The sequence below is a fragment of the Hydrogenophaga sp. NFH-34 genome, from assembly GCF_021401345.1.
In the GTDB taxonomy this organism is placed as follows: Bacteria; Pseudomonadota; Gammaproteobacteria; order Burkholderiales; family Burkholderiaceae_C; genus Hydrogenophaga; species Hydrogenophaga electricum.
Map to the genome: position 1 here is coordinate 19,793 of NZ_JACBGE010000032.1, position 15,727 is coordinate 35,519.

The following is a 15,727-nucleotide window of genomic DNA, read 5'->3' on the forward strand; positions in this document are numbered from 1 at the left end:
TGTTGCTGGACACGTCATGAACCACAAGAGCCAAATCCGCGCGTCTGCCCTGATTCCGCTGATCATCTTCATTGAGGGCTTTTGCTCGCTGGGTGCTGAAATCGTGGCCCTGCGCCGCCTGGTGCCTCATGTGGGCAGCGCCATCGTGGTCACGGCGCCCACCATCGGCTTCTTTTTGCTCGCGTTGGCGCTCGGGTACGCTGCAGGAGGCAAGGTCACGCAGGGACATATGGCCCGCGTGACCCGAAACTTCCTGCTCTCCGGCGTCATCATCGGCGTGGGTCTGGCCGGGCCGGTGGTCAATGCACTCTTTGCGCAACTGCAGCCGGTGTGGTTGGCCTACTTGTTGTTCATTGGAGGCGTGTTGTGTCCCATCGCCTGGTTGCTCGGGCAGACCGTGCCGATTCTGAGCAATTTGATGAAGCACGACCATGTGGGCCAGGCCAGCGGCACGGCGCTGTACTGGTCCACGCTGGGCTCGTTCCTCGGTTCGGTTTCACTGTCGGTGATCGTGATGCAGTTCTTCGGCGTGTCCACGGCGGTGCTGGCCTGCACCTTTGGGCTACTCGCAGGTGCCTTGCTGCTCCAACCTCGGCCGCTTGGCCGGACGATGCTGCCTGTGGCGGTCGGGGTGGGGGTGATCGTGGTGAACCTGACGCCCATCGCCGCGGCCGACACGGCCTATGCCGACTACCAGGTCATGCCGCTGGATTCGGTCGGGCATGTTCGCGCCCGCATGTTCATGTCCAACAACTCGCTGTCGTCCCAGATGGACGACAGCACGCCGCCCAAGGTCCATCCCTACATCAGCCACATCCGTCGGACGCTTCTGGATGACCTTGGGTTTCGGGAGCGGGAGGTCCTGGTCTTGGGCGCTGGTGGCTTCACGCTGTCACAGAAGGAGCCCTTGAACCGTTACACCTACGTGGACATCGATCCTGCGATCCGTGAGATCGCTGAGGATCATTTTCTGCGCGGACCGGTTCAAGGTGAATTCGTTGCACAGGATGCGCGGCAGTATGTGCTTGAGACCACGCGCCGGTTCGATGCGGTTGTTGTGGACGTGTTCAGTGATCGTGCGGCCATTCCCAGCCATCTGGTGACACGGGAGTTCTGGCAGGCCACCCAGAAGACGTTGCAGCCCGAGGGGGTCTTGTTGGCCAACCTGATTCTGGACTCGCGCCTGGCCTCGCCCTACGCGCGCCACTTGCTGGACACCATGGAGAGCGTGTATGGCCGCTGCAGTACAGAGGTGCTGCGCAAGGGACAGGCCTTGTCGAACGTCATCGCAGTCTGTCATGCCGGCGGGCGACCATCCCCCAGGGGCATCTACTCGGACGAGCGCAACAGGGTTGACTTTGAGAAGTACGCCACCGGCATTCGATGAATGCCGAGGGGCATGCACACTGGTTCAGCTCTGGTCCCAGGCCTCGATCATCAGTTGCGCGTTTTCAGGGCATGCATTGATGGCGGCAGGGACGAACTTGCCGTCCCGCCAATCGCTGGAGAACTTCGGTGGCACCGAGGGGTTTTTCATGTTGTCGTGCAACTGGCGAAGAACCGGTCCGGCGGGGACAAGGTACCGGTTGGGATAGCCTCCGCCAGAGAGCTTCTGCGCAACGCCTTGAGCCACCAGGTCTTCGATCCACCGCAGCCCGGAGACTCCGGTTTCCCAGCTTGCCAAGTGGTGCGCTTCGCTATTCTGAAGCGCGCCCTCTGTGGTGTGAAGTCGCACGGTGAACCACCAACCAAGCATGTGTCAGTCCTTCCTGTCTGAAGACAAAAAAACGCCCGATGATCGCAAGACCACCGGGCCGGGTAACCGGCAACGTGGCCGGCCCGCCTAGGGAGGAGAAGACGGGGAGGCTCAATGACCTCAAACTCAGTTTAACGCCATGCAGCGCGATTCGTCTGTCCGGGACGTTCTTGGCCGGGGTGGTGCGGGCATACTGCCGATCCTCAGTTTTCGTGTGTGCACATTGTTTTCGCGCCAGGTTGGCGCCCGCTTCTGGCCGGTCGCCAGCGCTAAGAGGAAAAGCAAATGACAGCAAACCTTGATTTGACAAAAGCAAAACAGGTGACGAGTGCATCTCATGCACAAGCAGCAAACGAGTTGATCGCAAAGGGGTGGACTTTGATCGCGACCGCATCGGGAAAAGATGAAACCGAATATCCGATAGTCATTTACTCATTTGCTTGGTTCCACGAAGGGCCACCTCGGTAGTGAGAAGCGGCCCTCATCTGGTAGGGCGCCCGCATGAACTTGTCGGGCTTTCAGAAGTGATAGCACCGACGAGCCCACTTGGCTGCGCGCGATAACACCACGCCGAAAATCAACGCATAGACGCCCGCCACCAGAGCCGCATAGGCAAGGAGTGCGGCCCATGGCGGTACCACCGGAAGGATGGCCTGGTAGTAGTTGCCGGCTCGGCCAGACGAGAGCGCGAGTGCGATCAGCAGCGGGCCACCGGCCAGGATGGCGAGGCCCCCACCGAAAGTGATCCAACCACGGGCCGACTCGCGCATGTGGTGGGAGTCATCGTACCGGCTGGTCAACCACGCATAGATCTCAAGCATTCAAACTCCTTGTCAGGTCGTTGCGAGGATTGTACAAACAGGGCTGTTTATTTGAACAGTATCCCTCCTTGCTTCCTTTAGCATCATGGCTCCGCGTACATCCAAGGTCGGCGACCTCTCTGTGGTGGTGGTAGGTCCACGCACCTTTGTGCGCCGTGCGCCGGTCCTTGCCGTGCTGGAAAAGGCGCACCGGCACAAGCGGATCTCCAGAGTCATCCACGGGGGCACGCCAGGCCCAGAACTGTTCGCGGCACAGTGGGCCGCTGATCTGGGTCTTGAAGCAGTCTGCTGCGCAGCAGACTGGGTGCACCATCAGGAGCTGGCGGCTGTCGAACGCAATCGAAGAATGATCGTGGACTACCAGCCCGATGGGGTGATCATCTTTCCTGGGACCCTGTTCGGCGATGACCTTGCAGCTCGGGCCGGCGCAGCCAAGATCGCAGTGTGGCATCCACGTGTGCGTGAGCGATAGGTGTTGGTGTTGGTGTTGACAGCCGAAATCTGCGCTGTTAATCTTTCTTCGTGATCTGCCCTCGGGCACCACGCGGCACCTCAACTCCTGGAAGGTGCACGGTCTGACCCCCAAGGTCTGACCTGGAGTTTCTGTCCTTCGTAACCCAGATCGGGATGTTCTCGCTTCCCGATCTTGGCCTTACGGCTGGGCTTGGGTATGCGCGTTCTCCTGGTCTTCAACTTTTTGGAGATCTTTGAAATGAACGCCTCTTCTTCTACCCAAGCTTCCCACTTCAATCTGCACGTCTCTGGCATCGGTTACCTCAACCGTGTCCGCTGGGTGCAACCGAAGCAACGTGGTCGCAGCGCTCAACCGTTTCTGGCCTGCAGCGTCTCGGCGCTGCGTGGCAATGCGGAAGCACCGGACTACACCTACTTCGACCTGCGGGTCTCTGGCCAGGAAGCGGCCGAACTCGTCGAGAAGTGCATGGAAGATGTCGATCAAAACCGCAAGGTGGTGATCTCGTTCAAGGTCGGGGACATCTACCCGCACTTGTACGAACGCGATGCGAAGGTGGACGGTCGCAAGACCGGTGAGAAGGAAATGGCGTGCCTCATCAAAGGTCGCCTGCTTCTGATCAACACCATCACCGTCGACGGAACCCGTGTGTACGAGCGTCAGGCCGATGCGCAAGCAGAGCCTGGTGCCGGCGACCATGCCGATGACATCCCGCCGCAAGGCTCGGACGACAGCGGAGTGGACGGCGGCGAGCAATCGCAGGATGAACCCGCGCCAGCGCGTGCAGAACAGGCCCGCCCTGTTCAACGCACCCAGGCACCGGCTCCCGTCAATGCACCTCGGCCTTCTTTCTCGCGGCCCCGCATGGCCGCCCGTGAAACTGCAGCAGCGTAAGCTGATTGCACTCTGAAACCCTCGTACCGCTTCGGCGGTCGGGGGTTTTTCCTTTCAACCCGCGTGGAACGCACTTCCACGCAGGGCGTGAGGTGTGGAGCCGCGCATTGCTCGGAGTGCATCTCATGAAACTGCGACTAAAAATCGACAGGGCAGGCTTTGCCACGGTGTTTCGCACCTTGGCGGCCTTGCTCATTGGCAACGGAATCGTTGTACCTGTCCTCACTGACGGCAGGGCCCACTACTGGTGGGCGTTGCTCCTGCTGGGTCTGTTCTTTATGATCGTGACCAACATCAATGTTGAAAGGGGTCAACCATGACCGGTTTCTTTATTGCAATCGCCCTCTTGGTGGCCATCGGTCTTTGGATCGGGTACATGAACATCAAGTACGGCAACCCTCTGGTGGAATCGGATCGCAAACTGATGGAGCAGGGCAAGCTGCCTGACCTGATGTAAGTCCCGACCACGTCACCCGCACCCTGGCCAACTGGCTGGAGGTGCTCCGTCGAAACCCTCGCACCGCACCTGCGGCCGAGGGTTTTTTCATGGCCTTTTGTTTTTGCAAACCCGCGCGGTGTCGAGATACCGCGCAGGGCGGGGTGTCTCCGAACGCGCTTTCATTTGGAGATATCCCATGGCTACCAACATTGACCGCGACGACGGTGTTCTCGACTTTCGCCGCTACGGCTACCTGACCTACGCTGGGTGCGCACGCCGCGCCGAGCTGCAGGTCCTGAAGTCCCATGCGGGCTGGTACATCGGCACCGTGAACGAAGACGGTCTGCCGTGTGCCCGTGAAAGCCAGGAATACTGGCCCAGCGAAGCGCTTGCGCTGGAGGCTTTGACGAACGACACCTGGACCCAGAAGAACTGGCCATGACCCAAGCAGTCAACGGCAAGCTCACCGGGTATCAGGCGTTGATCCAAGAGGCAACTGGGGTGACTGACCTGGAGCACATCGAGCGCATCGAGGACACGATGCGCCATGTGATCTTCCACAGCACCCTGGACTGGCAAACGCGCGAGCAACTCATGCGAGGCGCGCGCGAGGCCCTGCAGATCATCACTCTCGTCTGAACGACGCTTCTTCAACCAACCCCACGTGCCGCGAGGCCGTGGGGTTTCTTTTTTTGGACATCAGAAATGAAAACTCTCACGCCTCACCTGGGCTACTGGCTCAAGAAACTGGGTTTGCATCGCGGCTCGCCGCGCCTTTGGTTTGAAACAAATCGTCTGGGGTCGGCTGGCCTTCTTCCGGGCAGTCGATTCGATGTGGTGGCACTGGAACATGGCATCAAGCTGGTGCCGAACGCACACGGTCAGTACGGGGTGTGCAGCAAGGAGCGCAATGGCCGACAGCTGCCGGTCATCGACATCAACAGTCGGGAGGTGCTGGCGCCTCTTGGTGAACAGCGGGTGGTCCGTGTGGTGGTGAGGCTTGATGGCATCTTCGTCTTGCGAGTTGCCTCGGAGCAGGCCAAAGTCGAGAGGATCGAGCGATTGCGTGCCAAGCTCGCCACCGGCGAGCTGCTTTCCAGTGCAAGCATTGCCCACGGCGCTGGTGTGTTGTCGAACGCTGCGCACACCGGCTTCTCGGATGCGGGGATCGAGCTGGACTTGAAAGTGCTCTGCGAAATCGACGCGGGCTACGTGGAACAGTCTTTGAACTGCAATCCGGTGAGTGCAAAAGCTGTGCCCCTGTGCGCGCCCATTCAGGAGCTGGTGCAGGACGAATGGCTGATGCGACAGGTGCCACGGGTGGAGGTGCTGGAGATGGGCTTGCCTTGTTCCGGCGCGTCGCGGGCCGGGAAATCCAAGCGTGGCCTGTCCATGATGGAAGACCACCCTGAGGTCGGGCATTTGATCTATGCCGCCCTCGCGCTGATCCAGAAGCTCCAACCAGCAGCCATTGTGCTGGAGAACGTCGAAGACTACCGGGCCAGTGCCTCCGCGCAGATCCTGCGGTCACAGCTGCGGGACATGGGCTACCAGGTGTGCGAGCACATCCTGCGTGCCCGTGACTTCGGGTCGCTGGAGAACCGGGTGCGTTGGGCCCTTGTGGCCACCACCGACGGATTGCCAGCGGTCGAGTCTGTCTCTCCTCTCGGGCAGGTACCAGGCATCACCCTTGGCGCCTTGCTCGACGACGTGGATGCCGACGCACCGTGCTGGTCGTCCATGGAGTACCTCAAGAGCAAAGAGGCCAGGGACTTGGCCGAAGGCAAAGGCTTTGCCATGCAGTTGGTCGACGCGAACTCCACCAGCGTGCCAACGATCCGAAAGGCGTACAACAAGGGCGGCTCGACCGACCCGTTTGTCCGGCACCCCACCGATTCGCGGCTGATGCGCAAGCTGACCCCTGCAGAGCACGCAAGGATCAAGGGCGTTCCAGAAGCGCTGATCAGTGGGATGTCGGCGACAGCGGCCCACGAGGTGTTGGGGCAGGGTGTTGTCTGTGCCCCGTTTCGGGCGTTGTTTCAAGAGCTGGCCAAGTGCTTCAAGCGTCTTCGGGATCATGGGCCGGTTTGGATCGGTGAGTGCGCCAGCGCCCACCGGTTGAACGGCACCATCGGTTAGCGGGCACCAGGCTCCCATAGGCCGTCAGGGCAGGGGGGCCTGGTGCTCTCGCACCACGCTGGCAACTCGGGCGATCAGGCGCCGTCTGGCGCTGTGAGACACACAAAATTGATGCATTGCGGTATCCTCAAGACTTTCCGAGCGTTCACCGGCATCGCTTCAAAGAGCCGGAGCCAGCAAGCCTGGCACATGATCCACGTCAACCCCTGAAGCGTGGACGTTCCTTCGGGAACCGGGGTTTCTGTCCTCACTGGTCGCCTCGCTGATGCACACCTCGACGCCAGACCAGCAAAGCTGCCAGGTCGGAAGCCTGTCAGTTCTGTAAGAAGCTCGGAGGCGCCGACCCGCACCCTTGTGGGTCGGCCGTTTCCTTGTGATCTCACTTCACTGTTTTTCAACCCTGTCGGGATGCATCTCCCGGCACGGTGCTGGTGTGTGCTCCTGGCGTTTTCTCATCAGGAGCACACACCATGATCAAGTGCCAAGGCACGCTTCGCATCAAGAAGATTCGCCAGAGCCGAAACGGCGCGTTCTGCATCGCGGACCTGGCCACCGACTTCGGTGAGTTCAAGGTCAAGGACCCGATGCTCGACCAGTTCGAGGAAGGGGAATACCAGGGGACCGTGTGGATCAGCGAGATCTACATGTCTCAGTACATCTCGTATGGCAAGGCGGTGACCGAGCTGCGCGCTCGGTTGCATGACCTGCAGGTGGACTCCGAAGACCGCAAGCCGGTGCGCTCCAACGAGCACAGCGAGCCCGATCCCATTGACGAGGTTCCGACCCCTCAGGTTCCCGCGAAAGCGTCCCAGAAGCCCGCCAAGCGGACCAACTGGGCCGACATGAAAGGCAACCGGCTGGGCAAGGAGGCCACATCGGTGCCTGAGCAGGACGCTGGCAAAGCTGATACGCAAGCCGGCCAATCGACCGGGGACATTGAACTCTTTGGCCAGGAGCTGGCCACGCAGATCAACAACCGCCAGGCCGTGAAGCTGGACCCGACGGTGGACCGCGTGCTGTTCCGCAAACAAACTGCGGGCTTGAAGGCACGGGGATACACCTTCGACTCGAAACAACAGACCTGGACTCATCCAGGAGCGTAACCATGTCGTCTGACAGCCCACTGCGGTGGGCTGTTCACTGGGGTCGGTGGACTCCAGCGAACAGCCCATCCCTGCGACCGCCTGCGGTCTGCAGGTGGGAAAGAGAACGGCAAACTTGGGTGGCTGCAACCTGATGTGCAGCGGCTTTGCGGCTTGAGCGGACGGGGGGACGCAAACCTCCGACCAGACTCCCGCGCCTTTTTTTGATCGTCTGGACCCCCAGCTTTCGGCGATCCGTGCCTGCCGACACACTGGCAATGCGCGAGGGGGTGAACGTAGAATGATCCTGTTCAAACTCGGAGCCCAGATGGGTTCCCGCAGCATCCCTGACCACAGGGTGTTTCGGGAAACCATCTGACCAAACCCAAGATTGGTTTCAACGCGCGATCAACTCTGGAATCGTGCGCAGCGAGCAACCGCTGGAGTTCATGTCTTTCATCAACCCCCTGGGGACTCTCAAGTCCCCACCGGGGTCTGGGCGTCTCCATTTTTTATGGAGTCAACATGTCCCAACTCTCCCAAGGAAACCGGCGCTCGCTGTATGCGATCTTCCTGGCGTGGCTGTCACAGGCTTCGACGGAGGAGACCGATCAGCTCGACGAGCTGCTGGACAAGCACCCTCCTCAGGGTGCGCGTTCGGTGCTCACGCTGGTCAGCAATTGTCTGGACGATCCGGTTCTTCGGCCGCAACTGCCGAAAAACCTGGCTCTACGACTGCAAGCGGTGAATTGGCTGCAGGGCGGATTTGCCGTCCGAGCCGTTTGAGTTCCTGCCAGGCAGCGTGCCCGTTCGGGTCTTCCAGCAGACGGGCAACCTCGGCCTCCAGGTCGCGGTAGCCGCCTTCAATCACCACCCATTGCGATGTATCGGTCATGCCGAGAGTGTCGCAGGTTCAACCAAGAGAAATCATCATGAGCACCACACTACCGATGCAACCTCGAAACGTAACGATTGAGGTGGACGTGCCTGTCGAGAAGCAGGACCAGTTCCACCGACTCTGGATGCAGATCCTCAGCGATGAGGAAGCACCCATCAACCAACAGATCCGCGCGGAGGATGCCAAGCGCGAGGACGTCATGGCCAAAGGAAAAGCAGCATTGTTTCGGCTGTACGACGTTGCCCAGGGCGACACCGGTCAGTGCCGCGTCATCGCGCGGTTTCTGGCAGGGCTGTACAACGGCACGCGCTTCCCCTTCGACCTGACGGACCTGCGGACGATTGACGGCAAGCTCTTTGAGGACTGCATGGCCACGCTCCGCATGGATGCAAGGCACTGCGTCCAGGAGGTGCACAACTATTTCGACGACGGCAGCCGTCGTTGGGAAAACATGATCCGGGACTGGAAGCTGGAGACCGCATCCAAGACCTGATTCGATAGTTCATCAACCCCCGATGGGATCACACGATCCCTCGGGGGCGGTGGTCCCACCCCTTTTTCGATCAAGGAGAGATCACCATGAACATGAACGACGTTCAACCCACTTTGCCCACCCTGGGCGAGGAAGTGCAGCAAGTGCTGCTGGGTGCCGTGAAAGCGGCATCCCAGAACAAACAGGCTTCGGAGCGTATCGACGCCATGAAGGGCGTGACCCGCCAGGAATGGAAGGACGCTGCGCGCGCGCTGTTGATGTCCCGCAAGACTGCGGTCCTCGAAGCGCTCTCGCTGGCCAGCCTCGAAGCGGTGGCTTTCGGACACATCGACCTGCGCGATGTTCTGCATCGTGTGGTGGACGTGGCCGAGGAGCACGCTGCCGAGAAACGGATTCGTGACATCGCCAGTCGGCGACTGAACATGGACCTCGATGAACAAGGGTCGGCCTTGCACAGCCTGGAGACGGGTCTGCTGCACGACGCCCTGATGGAAGCCTATGTCTCGGGTCAGAACTCCCGTTCTGCCTGAGCTTTTCAACCCACCCCGGACGGGACGCCCCGTCCGGGCGTCCCTTGTCCTCAAGTTCAAGGAGACGCTCATGGCGTTGCTTTTCTCTCGACTGGCCAACAACTACGTCAAGGCCGGTTACTACCCCACCGACGAGGACACGCTCACGCGCGTGATTTCGGCGCTGGCCCCTCCGGCCCAAACCGGCACGGTGCGCCTGCTCGACCCGTGCTGTGGCACTGGTGCAGCCTTGGCCGACATTGCCAAGGGCCTGCAGGATGTGCTGGAAATGTCTCAGTCCCGCAGCCAGGTCGAAACCCTGGGTGTCGAGTTCGACCGCGAACGCGCCTGGGAGGCCAAGAAGCTCCTGGGTCGTGTGTTGCATGCCGACATTCACGATGTGGTCGTCAAACCGCGTTCGGTGAGCCTGCTGTTTCTCAACCCACCGTACGGCTTTGGCGTCAGCGATGCCGCGAACCCGGATCGCAACAACCTCGACGCGAAGGAAAAGGCGGAGCGGCTGGAGCGCACCTTCCTGAAAAAAACCGTAGGCACGTTGATGCCCGGTGGCGTGCTGGTCTACATCGTGCCGTTCTACGCGCTCGATGAGGAGATCAGAACCTACCTGGCGCGCAACTTTCGCAACGTGCGGTTCTTCATGGCCCCTGAGAAGCAGTTTCAACAGTGCGTCATCTTCGGCATTAAGGTCAAGCCCGGACACCCCGACAAGGAAACCCTGGCACAGCTGACCCGAGCCCAAGCCGGCGAACTGGCGGAGCAGGTGCTTCCTGTGGAGTGGTTGGAGCAGCCCTACCTGCTGCCGGCCGCGCCGGCGGAAGAGTTCGACTTCCGGGCCGTTCGGATCGACGCCGAGCAGTTGCAGGAAGAGCTGCAGCGCTTCGACAGCAGCCTTCTTTGGTCGCAGTTCAGCCAACACTTCAACCAGGTCAAGGCGACGCATCGCAGGCCGCTTCGGGACCTCAGCCGATGGCACCTTGCCCTTGCGCTGGCCGCTGGCCAGGTGACGGGGATGGTGCGATCCAAGACGGGCAGGGCGTTGCTGATCAAGGGCGATACCTTCAAGAAGAAGGACCGCAGCGTGAGCATGGAGACCGACGAGAAAGGCAACGTGAGCCAGACGATCACCATGATCGACCGCTTCGTGCCCGTGATCACGGCCATCGAGTTCACACCTGGTCCAGACCTTGGCCGAATCATCCGCATCAGTTGAAGGAGCATGCACATGCCTATGACCATCGACCTGACGCCCAGTTGGGGTGAACTGGGCCAGCTCGTCAAGCGACTGGCTTTCAGTGCAGAGGACAAGGCACTGCGTCACATCTGGCCTGAGGCGGCGAAGGCCTTCGCGTCTGCGCAGGCCCTGACCAATGTGATGGGGAGCCTGACAGAAGCGCAGAGAGCCATCGTTGCCCAGACCATGTACGACGAACTGGTCAAGCAAGGCTACGATCCGAGCCAAGAAGGAGGTCGCCTGTGAGAGATTGGAACGTCTACGCCGAAGGGGAGCACATCGGCACGGTCAGTGAAGACACAGAAGAACTGGCGCGCTGCGCCGCTCTGTCCAAGTACGGCATCAGTGCTGAGGAGTTCGAGGCCCTGGAGGCCGCAGGACTGCCCGTCAAGGGCATCCCGCCCGACTGGGATTTTCATGTGACTCCGGCCTGAGCCGGTACTACAACAAGGCCGGATCGCATCGGCCAGCGGAACCCAGACGGGTTCCCCAAGCGGCCCTGCAGGCAGGGTGTTTGGGGAAACCATCTGACCACAACCAGGATTGGTTTCGACGCGCGATCAACTCTGCAATTGCGCGCAGCGGGCAACCGCTGGAGTTCACGTCATCACCAACCCCGTGGGGCATCGCGTCCCTTCGGGGGCCGTGCTTCACTTCTTCAGGAGAAGCACATGGACGTTGAGTTCACAGAACTGCACAGGCTCCCAGACCGGGAACTGTTGCACCGCGTCGTCGGAGACGGCGCTTTGGGTATCACCAGTTTGGCAAGGGCCTTCGGCCTGCAGCTCGGTGATGACACGGGATACAGAAACGGCAGCGGCCATCAGCTGCTGCTGTGTGCCCGTGAGCTGATGAGTCGGGCCTTGGCCGAGAGCATCCAATGCCGGCCGACGCTGGGACAGCCTCGTGAAGTGCAGGACTTTCTGCGGTTGAAGATCGGAGGCTTGCCCTACGAGAGCTTCTGGGTTCTCTTCATGGATTCCCAGGTGCGGTTGATCCGTGCCGAGGAGCTGTTTCGCGGCACCCTGACGCAAACCTCGGTCTACCCACGGGAGATCGTCAAGCGGGCGCTGCACTTCAACGCGGGCTCCGTCATCTTGGCGCACAACCACCCCTCCGGTATCAGTCAACCGTCCAGAGCAGATGAAGCGCTGACGAATGCCATCAAAGCGAGCCTCGCTCTGGTGGACGTTCGGGTGCTTGATCACATCATCGTCGGAGACGGTGAAAGCGCATCCATGGCCGCCCTTGGCCTGATGTGAGCCCTGCAGTAGTTCTTGAATCCCTGCGCGACTGAGCGCATTTCCGTTTCTTCCCAGCCCGGCGGGCCTCCCGCCTTGGCGGTGGTTCGCCTTTCTTTCATCTCAAAGGAGTACCACCATGCAAGAAGTTCAGTCCCAAACCCAAGTTCAAACCCATACCTACCGCGACCGCGATGGTTGGCACGCCAAGTCGGAGGTCAACGTCAACGCAACCCGGGTGCTCAAGCTCACCACCAGCAAGGTGATCAGCGGCACCGGACTGCGCACCTCCGCCACGGTCTGGAATGCCGATGCCGGCGGCGTGCTGCGGCACGCCATGGCTTTCGGCGGTCCTTCCGGGGACTTCTCGGAGACGGTGGCGTTTTCCAAACCGGCCCGGGTGACCGAGGCCATCGTGACGGCGCAGCACCAGGCGGCGCTGGCTCAACTGTCCCGGGTGCTGGTGGCCATCGAGCGCCACTACGCCCAGGGCAAGACGGCCAGCGAGACCGTTGCGGCTGAGTTGGACCAGGCCGGCGCCACGCCGGTCTGAGTTCGTTTTTCATCAACCCTCACGGGATCACACCCGTGGGGGTGTCCCGTGGTTTCAGGAGAAACCATGTACCAAGTCGAAGAGTTCCCCGAGATCTGGGTCGACGGCTGCCTCAGAAACAGCGACGGCCGGCTGATGTTCCTCTCACTCTACGGCCGAGACGGCTCCATCATGCAATTCCTCTCCGCCCTGGAGCTGGGACGCACGGAGCGCGGTGTCGATCGCTTCCACCTGGTGGGCGCTGGCCAGCGCCATCCCACCGAAGTCGAGAACACGGATCGCCTGGCCAAGCACTCGGTGCGCTTGCCACGGCAGAACCTGTTCGGCCAGTTGAGCCACATGTGGCTCTACGACAAAGCGCTGCAAAAGCCCGACCGGGCCAACCGCATTGCCTGGGTGATGCACCAGCGCCCGCCGGCGGGCGCCAACTCGTCAGAAGCCAATAAGGCAGACCCGAGAGAGGAGCGACTCTGGCGCACCGTGCTCGATCTCTGTCCGGTGGCACTCCTGGAGCATTGGCGGGAGCCATTGCTGACCTGGTGCCGCGAGAAGCGTGCCATTGAAACGCTCGATGACCCGGTGTACCCGGCCATCGGGCGCATTGAAGCCACACGGGTGAGCCTGAGCGATCACTTCGTTCAGTTCGTCGGTGACGGGGTGCGCAGCGGCCTGCTGACCCCCTGAGTCCTTGAAACCACCTTGCCCACCTTCGGGTGCGCAGGGCAGCTCGAACACGCTGGCACCGACTCTGCCGGCATCCCCCTCAACACAAACCACCGCTGGAACGCCCAGAAGGGCTTCCAGCAGCTTTTTCTATGGAGAAACACATGAGCGACACCACCACCCTTGAAAACGCCTCTGACGCTGATTTGGCCGTCCTCGACGATACCGACGAGGAATCGACGGCCGTCAGTCCCACCAGTGCCCAGGTCAGCCTCAGCCAGTTCATCGACGAGTTCGGGGACGGCCTGCTCAGCCAGGTCAAGTCCCAGAACCCGGCGGTCTTTGATCCCGAGCTGGAAAAACAAGGCGAGGTCTATCAGCGCCGGCAGGTGTTCATGGACGCACTCAAACGCAAGCCTTTCCAGGCGCAGGCCGATGCCGTTCAGGCCGTCGTCAAGCTCCTGGTCGAACACAACCAGCCCGCAGCCGTGATCAACGCGGAGATGGGCACGGGCAAGACCATGATGGCCATCTGCGCGGCCGCGCTGCTGCAGCAGACCCACCCTCGAACCATCGTCATCTCGCCGCCCCACCTGGTCTACAAGTGGCGGCGCGAGATCCTGGAAACCGTTCCTGGTGCCAAGGTCTGGATTCTCAACGGCCCGGACACCCTGCGAAAGCTCCTGATGTTGCGCAAGGCCATTGGCCTCAAGACCAGCCAGCCTGAGTTCTTCATCCTCGGCCGTGTGCGCATGCGCATGGGTTTCCATTGGAAAGCCGCCTTCATGACCCGTCGGACCTTGTTCGATGGTCAGGCCCTGGAGGTGGCGGCTTGCCCGGACTGCATGCGGCCGATCACGCGAGAGGATGGCGATGGCCACCCCATGCCGGTCTCTGCAGCGCTGGCCAACGCCATCCTGTCGGACAAGCGCCTGAAGTGTCAGCACTGCGGCAGCGCCCTCTGGACGCTGATTCGCTCGGGCCGTGCCATTGAGTCCATGCACGACCTGGTGCTGGGCGCCTTGAAGCAAATGCCTACCATTGGCGAGAAGACGGCCCAACGGCTGTTGAACGCTTTTGGTGAGGACATGCTGGGCGCCATGCTGGGAGACAACGTCTATGAGTTCCTGAACCTCATGGACGAGAACGGTGACCTGGTGTTTTCTGATCGGCAGGCCTCGCGCATGGAGCGCAGCCTGGCCAACTTCGAGTTCAGCATCGGCGAGGGCGGCTACCAGCCCACCGAGTTCATCAAACGCTACTTCCCGAGAGGCTATTTCGGGTTGCTGGTGGTCGATGAAGGGCACGAGTACAAGAACGAGGGTTCGGCCCAGGGCCAAGCCATGGGTGTGCTTGCCAGCCAGTGCCAGAAAACGGTGCTGCTGACGGGCACGCTCATGGGCGGCTATGCCGACGATCTGTTCCACTTGCTGTGGCGCCTGAACCCGGGCGCCATGATCGAAGACGGGTTCAAGCCGTCCAAGTCCGGCTCCATGGCCAATGCCACGATGGGCTTCTTGCGCGAGCACGGGGTCCTGAAGGACATCTACAAGGAGTCGAGCGACTCGTCGCACCGCACCGCCAAGGGCAAGGCCCTGACGGTGCGCACCAGCAAGGCACCAGGCTTCGGCCCGGTTGGCATCATGCGCTACGTGCTTCCCTGCACGGTGTTCCTGAAGCTCAAGGACATCGGGCAGAAAGTGCTACCACCCTACGAAGAGCGCTTTGTCGACGTCGCCATGACGCCGGCACAGCAGGCGGCATACGACGCCATGTCGCGCAGTCTCATCAAAACGCTCAAACAGGCGCTGGCCCTCAAGGACAGCTCCCTTCTGGGCGTGGTGATGAACGTGCTGCTGGCCTGGCCAGACTGCTGCTTTCGGCCGGAGGTGGTTCGCCACCCACGGACGAAGGCGCTGCTGTACAGCCAGGCGGCGGTGTTCGCGGACGGGGAGGTCACTCCCAAGGAAGCGCACCTGCTGCAGCTCTGCAAGGACGAGAAGGCCCTGGGCCGTCGGGTGCTTGCGTACACGGTGTATTCCGGGACGCGGGACACCACCTCGCGCCTGAAGGTCCAGCTCGAAGCCCATGGTCTGAAGGTGGCGGTGCTGCGCGCCAGCGTGGATGCCGCCAAGCGTGAGGACTGGGTGGCCGACCAGGTCGAACGCGGCATCGACGTGCTCATCTGCAACCCCGAACTGGTCAAAACCGGTCTGGATTTGCTGGAGTTCCCGACCATCGCGTTCATGCAGTCCGGCTACAACGTCTATACCGTCCAGCAGGCGGCAAGGCGGTCGTGGCGGATCGGGCAGAAGCAGGAGGTCAAGGTGTACTTCCTGGGCTATGCCGGCAGCTCGCAGATGGAGTGCCTCAAGCTGATGGCCAAGAAGATCGCGGTGTCCCAATCCACGTCGGGCGACATGCCCGACAGCGGTCTGGATGTGCTCAACGACAGCGGCGACAGCCTGGAAGTGGCGCTGGCCAAGAAACTGCTTGCCGAGGCGTGATGCCTCTT

The 15,727-nt window shown here is 61.3% G+C and carries 21 protein-coding genes; 19 read left to right on the top strand and 2 right to left on the bottom strand.

The window, feature by feature from the left end; genetic code table 11:
* Window positions 1-16 precede the first annotated feature (16 nt).
* Window positions 17-1,387: a fused MFS/spermidine synthase gene (locus L0977_RS22795; RefSeq protein WP_234267213.1), complete on the top strand. Its 1,371-nt coding sequence runs from the start codon at window positions 17-19 to the stop codon at window positions 1,385-1,387.
* Window positions 1,388-1,411: 24 nt separating this feature from the next.
* On the opposite strand, the gene L0977_RS22800 is transcribed toward L0977_RS22795, so the two are convergent.
* Together L0977_RS22800 and L0977_RS22805 are read right to left on the bottom strand one after the other, a co-directional pair.
* A complete protein-coding gene (locus tag L0977_RS22800; protein WP_234267214.1) occupies window positions 1,412-1,756 on the bottom strand; it encodes a hypothetical protein in 345 nt (114 codons plus the stop codon).
* Window positions 1,757-2,274: 518 nt separating this feature from the next.
* Window positions 2,275-2,577: a hypothetical protein gene (locus tag L0977_RS22805; RefSeq protein ID WP_234267215.1), complete on the bottom strand. Its 303-nt coding sequence runs from the start codon at window positions 2,575-2,577 to the stop codon at window positions 2,275-2,277.
* An 85-nt stretch (window positions 2,578-2,662) separates the two neighbouring features.
* Between L0977_RS22805 and L0977_RS22810 the strand changes: the two genes are divergently transcribed.
* The 18 genes from L0977_RS22810 to L0977_RS22895 all read left to right on the top strand — a co-directional run bounded on the left by L0977_RS22810 (window position 2,663) and on the right by L0977_RS22895 (window position 15,719).
* The gene (locus L0977_RS22810; protein ID WP_234267216.1) at window positions 2,663-3,049 is read left to right on the top strand and encodes an SLOG family protein; all 387 of its coding nucleotides are present in this window, start codon (window positions 2,663-2,665) and stop codon (window positions 3,047-3,049) included.
* A gap of 198 nt (window positions 3,050-3,247) precedes the next feature.
* A complete protein-coding gene (locus tag L0977_RS22815; protein WP_234267218.1) occupies window positions 3,248-3,943 on the top strand; it encodes a DUF3577 domain-containing protein in 696 nt (231 codons plus the stop codon).
* 125 nt (window positions 3,944-4,068) lie between these two features.
* Window positions 4,069-4,263, top strand: a complete 195-nt coding sequence (locus tag L0977_RS22820; RefSeq protein ID WP_234267219.1) for a hypothetical protein — start codon at window positions 4,069-4,071, stop codon at window positions 4,261-4,263.
* Window positions 4,260-4,400, top strand: a complete 141-nt coding sequence (locus L0977_RS22825; RefSeq protein WP_234267220.1) for a hypothetical protein — start codon at window positions 4,260-4,262, stop codon at window positions 4,398-4,400. The genes L0977_RS22820 and L0977_RS22825 overlap by 4 nt, the downstream gene beginning before the upstream one ends.
* 178 nt (window positions 4,401-4,578) lie before the next feature.
* Window positions 4,579-4,824 (top strand): hypothetical protein, encoded by a 246-nt coding sequence (locus tag L0977_RS22830; protein WP_234267222.1) that lies wholly within the window; start codon window positions 4,579-4,581, stop codon window positions 4,822-4,824.
* Window positions 4,821-5,021 carry a hypothetical protein gene (locus tag L0977_RS22835; protein ID WP_234267223.1) on the top strand — a complete coding sequence of 67 codons (201 nt, stop codon included), beginning with the start codon at window positions 4,821-4,823 and terminating at the stop codon, window positions 5,019-5,021. The genes L0977_RS22830 and L0977_RS22835 overlap by 4 nt, the downstream gene beginning before the upstream one ends.
* A 66-nt stretch (window positions 5,022-5,087) precedes the next feature.
* Complete coding sequence (locus tag L0977_RS22840; protein ID WP_234267224.1) at window positions 5,088-6,521, top strand: DNA cytosine methyltransferase; 1,434 nt, start codon at window positions 5,088-5,090, stop codon at window positions 6,519-6,521.
* A gap of 470 nt (window positions 6,522-6,991) precedes the next feature.
* Window positions 6,992-7,624, top strand: coding sequence for a DUF3275 family protein (locus tag L0977_RS22845; protein ID WP_234267225.1), 633 nt, complete (start codon window positions 6,992-6,994; stop codon window positions 7,622-7,624).
* 504 nt (window positions 7,625-8,128) lie between these two features.
* Window positions 8,129-8,389, top strand: coding sequence for a hypothetical protein (locus L0977_RS22850; protein WP_234267226.1), 261 nt, complete (start codon window positions 8,129-8,131; stop codon window positions 8,387-8,389).
* A gap of 146 nt (window positions 8,390-8,535) precedes the next feature.
* Window positions 8,536-8,994 (top strand): DUF7673 family protein, encoded by a 459-nt coding sequence (locus tag L0977_RS22855; RefSeq protein WP_234267227.1) that lies wholly within the window; start codon window positions 8,536-8,538, stop codon window positions 8,992-8,994.
* Between the two features lie 86 nt (window positions 8,995-9,080).
* On the top strand, window positions 9,081-9,524 hold the full coding sequence (locus L0977_RS22860) for a hypothetical protein (protein WP_234267229.1): 444 nt from the start codon (window positions 9,081-9,083) through the stop codon (window positions 9,522-9,524).
* A 70-nt stretch (window positions 9,525-9,594) separates the two neighbouring features.
* Entirely contained in the window at window positions 9,595-10,734 is a 1,140-nt protein-coding gene (locus L0977_RS22865) for a DUF6094 domain-containing protein (protein WP_234267230.1), read from the top strand.
* Window positions 10,735-10,752: 18 nt separating this feature from the next.
* Entirely contained in the window at window positions 10,753-11,001 is a 249-nt protein-coding gene (locus tag L0977_RS22870; RefSeq protein ID WP_234267231.1) for a hypothetical protein, read from the top strand.
* Window positions 10,998-11,189 (top strand): hypothetical protein, encoded by a 192-nt coding sequence (locus L0977_RS22875; protein WP_234267232.1) that lies wholly within the window; start codon window positions 10,998-11,000, stop codon window positions 11,187-11,189. Before L0977_RS22870 ends, L0977_RS22875 begins: the two co-directional genes overlap by 4 nt.
* Window positions 11,190-11,426: 237 nt before the next feature.
* Window positions 11,427-12,017: a JAB domain-containing protein gene (locus L0977_RS22880; protein WP_442786663.1), complete on the top strand. Its 591-nt coding sequence runs from the start codon at window positions 11,427-11,429 to the stop codon at window positions 12,015-12,017.
* A 118-nt stretch (window positions 12,018-12,135) separates the two neighbouring features.
* On the top strand, window positions 12,136-12,549 hold the full coding sequence (locus L0977_RS22885; protein ID WP_234267233.1) for a hypothetical protein: 414 nt from the start codon (window positions 12,136-12,138) through the stop codon (window positions 12,547-12,549).
* A 66-nt stretch (window positions 12,550-12,615) separates the two neighbouring features.
* Window positions 12,616-13,233 carry a hypothetical protein gene (locus L0977_RS22890; protein ID WP_234267234.1) on the top strand — a complete coding sequence of 206 codons (618 nt, stop codon included), beginning with the start codon at window positions 12,616-12,618 and terminating at the stop codon, window positions 13,231-13,233.
* A 143-nt stretch (window positions 13,234-13,376) separates the two neighbouring features.
* Window positions 13,377-15,719 carry a DEAD/DEAH box helicase gene (locus L0977_RS22895; RefSeq protein WP_234267235.1) on the top strand — a complete coding sequence of 781 codons (2,343 nt, stop codon included), beginning with the start codon at window positions 13,377-13,379 and terminating at the stop codon, window positions 15,717-15,719.
* Window positions 15,720-15,727 lie beyond the last annotated feature (8 nt).